Source organism: Armatimonas sp., from assembly GCF_043760365.1.
Taxonomy (GTDB): Bacteria; Armatimonadota; Armatimonadia; order Armatimonadales; family Armatimonadaceae; genus Armatimonas.
Map to the genome: position 1 here is coordinate 1 of NZ_JAYUPA010000128.1, position 6,284 is coordinate 6,284.

6 protein-coding genes are annotated in these 6,284 nt (G+C 58.8%); 3 read left to right on the forward strand and 3 right to left on the reverse strand.

Annotated features, from left to right (window positions below):
- Nucleotides 1–1,234 (forward strand): ABC transporter ATP-binding protein (locus tag ACH2EH_RS03360; protein WP_395138962.1); only part of this gene is annotated, 1,234 nt, incomplete at its 5' end.
- A complete protein-coding gene (locus ACH2EH_RS03365) occupies nucleotides 1,231–2,346 on the forward strand; it encodes a Gfo/Idh/MocA family protein (RefSeq protein ID WP_395138964.1) in 1,116 nt (371 codons plus the stop codon). The genes ACH2EH_RS03360 and ACH2EH_RS03365, both read left to right, overlap by 4 nt.
- Nucleotides 2,347–2,364: 18 nt before the next feature.
- Here the strand turns inward: ACH2EH_RS03365 and ACH2EH_RS03370 are convergent, their stop codons facing one another.
- From ACH2EH_RS03370 to ACH2EH_RS03380, 3 genes are all read right to left on the reverse strand, one after another.
- A complete protein-coding gene (locus tag ACH2EH_RS03370) occupies nucleotides 2,365–3,558 on the reverse strand; it encodes an adenylate/guanylate cyclase domain-containing protein (protein WP_395138966.1) in 1,194 nt (397 codons plus the stop codon).
- Nucleotides 3,559–3,571: 13 nt separating this feature from the next.
- The gene (locus tag ACH2EH_RS03375) at nucleotides 3,572–4,486 is read right to left on the reverse strand and encodes a 1-phosphofructokinase family hexose kinase (RefSeq protein ID WP_395138968.1); all 915 of its coding nucleotides are present in this window, start codon (nucleotides 4,484–4,486) and stop codon (nucleotides 3,572–3,574) included.
- 79 nt (nucleotides 4,487–4,565) lie between these two features.
- On the reverse strand, nucleotides 4,566–5,612 hold the full coding sequence (locus tag ACH2EH_RS03380) for a collagen-binding domain-containing protein (RefSeq protein WP_395138970.1): 1,047 nt from the start codon (nucleotides 5,610–5,612) through the stop codon (nucleotides 4,566–4,568).
- Between the two features lie 89 nt (nucleotides 5,613–5,701).
- Here ACH2EH_RS03380 and ACH2EH_RS03385 point away from each other — a divergent pair.
- Nucleotides 5,702–6,284, forward strand: a 583-nt coding sequence (locus ACH2EH_RS03385) for a ribonuclease H-like domain-containing protein (protein ID WP_395138972.1), incomplete at its 3' end; no start/stop codon positions are given.

Here is a 6,284-nt window from a genome sequence, read left to right on the forward strand (position 1 = left end):
CTGGGGGCTGATTCTCAGCGCCGCCGTGGGGCTGCTGCTGATCTACTTAGTGAACACGGGGCTTCAGTATGTCGTGAACTACTGGGGGCACGTGCTGGGAATCTCTATCGAGACCGAGCTGCGGCGCAAGATCTTCGATCATCTGCAAAAGCTCTCGTTTCGCTTCTTCGACAACCAGAAAACCGGGCACTTGGTCGCTCGGATCACCAAAGACCTAGAGGAAGTCGGCGAAGTGGCGCACCACGGCCCCGAGGACGCGTTTATCGCCGTGATGACGTTTCTGGGCTCCTTTGGACTGATGTTCACGCTGAACCCGACCCTCGCGCTAATTACGGGGCTTATCGTGCCCCCGATGACGTGGGTCTCGACGCGCTATGGGCGGGCGATGACGCTCAACATGCGGGCGCTCTTTGGCCGGGTCGGGGATTTTAATGCGCGTATCGAAGAGAATGTGGGCGGGATGCGGGTGGTGCAGGCCTTTGCTAACGAGGACCACGAGCGCAGGCTCTTTGCCAAGGACAACGAAGCCTATCGGGACACGAAGCTCGATGCCTATCGTTTAATGTCCAAGAGTATGTCGCTGAGCTACATGACCATGCGCATTGTCCAGCTCTTTGTGATGATCGCCGGAGCATTTTATGTACTTCGCGGCGAGCTGACCGTTGGCGGGTTTATGGGATTTCTCTTGCTGGTCAATGTCTTCTTTCGCCCGGTGGAGAAGATCAACGCGGTGCTCGAAACCTACCCCAAGGGTATCGCGGGCTTCAAGCGCTACTCGGAGCTGCTGAACACCGCACCCGATATCGCCGACGTGCCAAATGCGAAAACGATCGAGCACCTAACGGGCGAGATTCGCTTCGAGCAAGTGACGTTTGGCTACGAGGCGCACAAGCAGGTGCTGGATAACATCAATCTCACCATTCATCCCGGCGAGACGGTCGCCTTTGTCGGGCCGAGCGGCGCGGGTAAGACCACGATCTGCTCACTCGTCCCTCGGTTTTATGAGCCGCTCTCGGGGCGAATCACCGTGGACGGCACCACTCTGGTGATCGCCCACCGCCTCGCCACCATCCAGAACGCCGATAGAATCGTGGTCGTGGATGAGACAGGAGTCGCCGAGCAAGGCCGCCACCAGGAGCTTGTGGCCTCAGGCGGCATCTACCAGCGCCTGCACGAAGCACAGTTCCGCCCTCAGCAGGAACCCGCTCGCGCTCTGGCGAACCTAGCGCTATGAGCAAGAATGAAGTTCGGATCGGCATTATCGGCTGTGGGCAGATCGCCCAACAACACTTCAAGACGTATCAAGATATCCCCGAAGCCAATGTGGTCGCCTGTGCGGACATTCTTCCGTCGGCGGCGGACACGAGCGCCAAGACATTCGGGATTCCGAATGTGTATTATTCCGCCCACGAAATGCTAAAGCGCGACGACTTAGACGCGGTGGATGTCTGTCTGCACAATAATTTTCACCGAGCGGGCGTCGAGGCCGTTTTAGCGTCGGGGCGGCACTGCTACTGCGAGAAGCCGATGGCCGGAGCCTACGCCGATGCACTGGCGATGAAGGCGGCGGCAGAAGCCTCGGGAAAAATGCTGCATATTCAGCTCGCGGGGATTTATTCGAACGAAGTGCGCTCTGTCAAGGAGTTGATTGAGGAGGGCGCACTGGGCGAGGTTTATTATGCCCGCACCAACGGCCACCGGCGGCGCGGTCGGCCCTACGTGGACGGCTACGGCAAGCCGACTTTCGTGCAGAAAGAGAACTCCGGCGGCGGGGCGCTCTACGACATGGGGGTCTATCATATTTCTGAGCTGCTCTGGCTTTTGGGCAACCCGACTCCCACGCGCATCTGTGGTCGCACGTTTCAGAAAGTGGCAATAGACCCCAAGCGAAAAGAGCTCTCCGGCTACTCGGTGGAGGAGCTCGGAACCGGCCTCGTGAATTTCTCCAATGGGATCGCGCTGGACATTCTCGAAGCCTGGGCGATGCACTTAGACACGCTGGAGGGCTCGTTTATTCTGGGCAGCGACGGCGGCGCACGCCTACGCCCGTTCGGATATTTCACATCGCAGGGCGATCTAGACATTGATGGCGGCGCTTCGATGGGCGCGGCGGCCTACCGTCGGCGCAAGCTCCGCACCGACGATGGCGATACGGACACGCGCGACAATAGCCAGCGCCACTGGGTCAATGTCTTACTTGGCAATGACACGCTGCTTCCCACCCTGGACCTGGCGCTGAGCACCATGCTGATCTCCGAGGGAATCTACCTCTCCGAGAAGTTAGGCCGTGAAGTCACTGCGGATGAAGTGCGGGAGCTCTCCGTCAGCACCGCCAAGCCGATCTAGGCTCCGAGCCTCCCGTTCTCAGAACCCAGCACGCCAGGAAAAGCCGCGCACGCCACCCTCGGGACTGTCGGCGTGCCGTCCGTAGCGCCCAAGAGCCGCCAGTCCCTCGGCGGCCAGATCGCCAGAGACGATAATATCGCCCGAGGCTGCGGATTTTTGCAGAGCGGCGGCACGGTCAATCACGGCGCTCTGGAGATGTCCGATGGGCGCCCCCGGCATGAGGGCGACCTCGCCCGCGTTGATGCCACACCGAACCTGAAACGGGCGAGGCAGGCGGTTGTGCTCCGCGTTGAAGCTCGCCATCTTCTCCTGAAGCCGTAGCGCTGCCCGCACTGCCCCCGCATCGGAGGCAAACATCGCCATTGTCCCATCGCCCGCCGTGGACTGTACCTGCCCACCTTCCGCCAGAACAATTTCCTCGACGAAGCGCCGGTACTGATTGAACGAATACTCGACGAGAAGCTCATCGGCGGAGCGCTTCAGCTCGTTGGAGCTGACGACATCAATGCTCAAAAATGCCTGGCGCACTCGCCCGCCTTCTAGACGTTTTTGAATCTGGATCATCTGCGCCAGGAGCTCGTCACGTGAGACGCCGCTTGTCTCCACCGAGTAGCGCACGGGTGGCGCGACGCCCGTCTGTGCAGGTATGGGCGGAACGGGCACTTGGGTAGCTAACTTTGCCTCTTTCTGCTTGGCTTCAAGGCGTTTGTTGAGATAGATGCCAAATCCAATGTAGGTGATTCCCGCCAGAGCCGTCAAGGGTTCATCGAAGCGTCGTCCTCCAATGGCATCGGCAATGGGGAGTAGTGCCCAGGCAGTGCCCCACCACATACCGACATAGTTCTTCATCAGCGACACATCCGCCGCATCAAGGCGCTGTGCCACGGTCTGAATAAAGTTTTTCGCCGTTCCCCCCAATTCCTGGCCTGCCTGACGCATGGCCTGATTAACTTGCACAGTGACAACTGGGATCGCGAGCTTTTTCACCGTCTCCGTTTTCTGCTGCGCGTCGTGCTTGTCCTCGATCTCATTGAGCGCTTTTTGGACAAACTCTGGCTGCACCCCAATCTCAGCGGCGATCTTCTCGATATCGTCGGCGGAGTAGCGCTCTTTGTGTTCGGTCTGGAGCCGATCTGCAAATTGGATTACCTGACGGAGCGTCTGCTCGTCGTAGCGCTGAGGTTCAGGGGTAAGTTGTTGTTGCTGTGCCATGGGAGAATCTGATCTATTGTACCGACTCTAAGACAACTTGGGGAAGCAATTGGTTAATATCCTTGGGATGTACGACGCCCGATGTCAGGGTGAGGCAGTTCGCGGCAGCGCACGCGGTTCCAAAGCGCACGGAGTTCAGAAGTGTTTCCTGCTGCACAAAGTGGCTAAAGAGTAAGCCCGCCATGAGCGCATCCCCTGAGCCAATGGGATTGAGCGGGGTGATCTCGGGCGGCAGAATCCGCCACGCCACGCCCTCACCTGTCAGTAAGACGGCTCCCGCCTTGCCCGCTGAGACCAGGGCATTCTGTGCACCAGCGGCACACAGAGCCTGTGCGCAGCCCAGAGCTTCCGTGCTTTCGGGCAGCCCTAGCGCCGCGACAGTCTCCTGGCGATTGGGCTTGACGAGATAGGGATGCGCACACAGTGCAAGGCGTAGCGGCGCTTTCTGCGCATCCACGACCACGGGAACGGAAGCGGCGGCACAGAGACGGGCATAGAAATCAGAAGCCACACCGGGCGGCAGGGAGCCAGAGAGCGCCAGTACCAGCGCACCGGGAAGCTTGGCAAGTACCGCAGCAACAACACGTGCGGTATCGGCTTCCGAGAGAGGAGCGGCTTCCTCGACTAGCTCCGTGGCTCTGTCAGCACTGAGCAGTGTACAGCACGTTCGCGTTGGGGCATGATCTTCGGCCCAGATAATTTCTTGCTCAAACGGGAGGTTTTCGTGAACATAGTGCCCCGAGCCGCCGCCCAAAGGCTGGATGAGAGAGACCGGTGCACCAAGCGTGTGTAGCACCCGCGCCACATTCACCGCCTTCCCTGAGGCCGTTGTGATGGTCTCCGTAGCTCGATTAACCTCGCCCAGCGTCAAGTGCGCAAAGCGCTGCGTGCGCTGCACTGTCGGGGTAAGGCCAAGGCAAAGAATCATAGAAACTCACTTCGACACAAAGATGACAAAACCCTCCGCCGGGAGTCCCGGTGGAGGGTAGGTGAAGGAAGGCTTGAGCTTACTTGCGGCGACGGCGCAGGACCAGCCCGGCCAGTCCTAAACCAGCCAGCACCAGCGTGCCTGGCTCAGGAATTTGCGGTAGACGACCACGGAACTTGATGTCGTTGCCAAAGCGATCTCGCTGATTGAACTGTCCCACGGAAGAATCGTTCTGAGTGCCGAGCTGCCCCACAACCACACTGCCGTAGATCACGCCATAGTCGAAATCAAGAGCCGCCTTGGGTGCCAAAACCGAGCCCCCCATAGCATCTATATGAAGATTGGTTGCCTCGTAGAAGTTATAGAGAACATTGCCCGCTCCAGGGCCATCCGGGTAGTTCACCCAGTTGTAGAGGTAGTTGCCATTGGGAGCCGTCACGTTGGTGCCCGCGACATTTACCAGAACCGTGGTATCGGGTGCAGCATTATCGAAGTTGATGAACCAGCTATTCTCGAAGGCGCTCTCAGAAAAATTGAAGACCTTCAGCCCACCCCCGGACGCATTCAGGTTGACGTAGCCACCAGTGCCCGAGACATCGGCGATACTGACTCCGCTCAAACCGCCAAGATAGGCCGACTGCGACAGTAAAAACGAGTTGGTTGCGCCAAAATCTATTGGAGAGCTGCTAAAACCACTGCTTGTCGGGAAGGTCTCGGTGCCGGTGTAGCCAAAGCTGCCACCGTGCTTGACACTGCTGGGCTGTCCGCCTGCAATAAAGACATTACCGTTGGCCTGCACCCCACCGTTTGAGGTAAGAGTTTGTGCGTAGTTCAGGTTGCCGCCCGCAAAGACACCATCAGGATGGACACTATGGCCCTGATTATTCAGATCCCCCCCCACGACCAGCTTGCCGCCGCCGTTCCAGCCCGTGGTGAAGCCCCAGTCGCCCACGCTCAGGTTGCCCCCCACAGCGACACCGCCCTCAGCATCGGCACCCTGCTGCCAGGCATTGCCCAAAACATAGAGATTATAGGGCTGCGCTGCTCCCAGCCCCTGGGCCTGTGCCACGGTTGCGATCAGAGCCGCGCCCAATGCAATCGTAGAATTTCGAATGATCCGCTTCATATTCAAGTTCCTTCAAAGCAGTGTAGCGCAAGAAGCAGACCGACGGTAAGGGAAACCACCAAAATCAGGTATTCTTACGTAGAAATAAGATGCTAACCGCCACGTTTTGTCATGCACAAGGGCTGGGCACTACCAGCGAGCAGCGCCTCTGGGAGGAGGGAATCCTGAGCTGGGAGGCGGCCCTCAGTACACCCTCCCAGCTCCCCCTCTCCGAAACAAAGAAAAATCTGCTCCTCCCCACCCTCGAAGCGTCGGTTGCTGCCCTGGAGCGCCAGGACTCCCGCTGGTTCCAGAAGAACCTCCCCCCTGCCGCCCTCTGGCGTGGGGCTGAGGTATTTGGCGAGAGTGTCGCCTACGTGGATATCGAAACCGACGGTGGCTACGATGCTAACGCAATAACAGTAATCGGGCTCTTCGATGGCTTCGAGACAAGGCTGTATGTTAAAGGGCAAAATTTAGAGGATTTTGTTGGTGACATTAAAGACTATAAGCTGCTCGTGAGCTTCTTTGGCACGAGCTTCGACCTGCCATTTTTGCGCCGCCGTTTCCCCGAGCTGGCACTCGATCAGCTCCACATTGATCTGTGTCCCGCGCTGCGCCGCCTAGGCCAGACGGGCGGCCTAAAGGCCATTGAGCACCGCCTGGGCATCCAGCGCACGGACGATGTCGAGG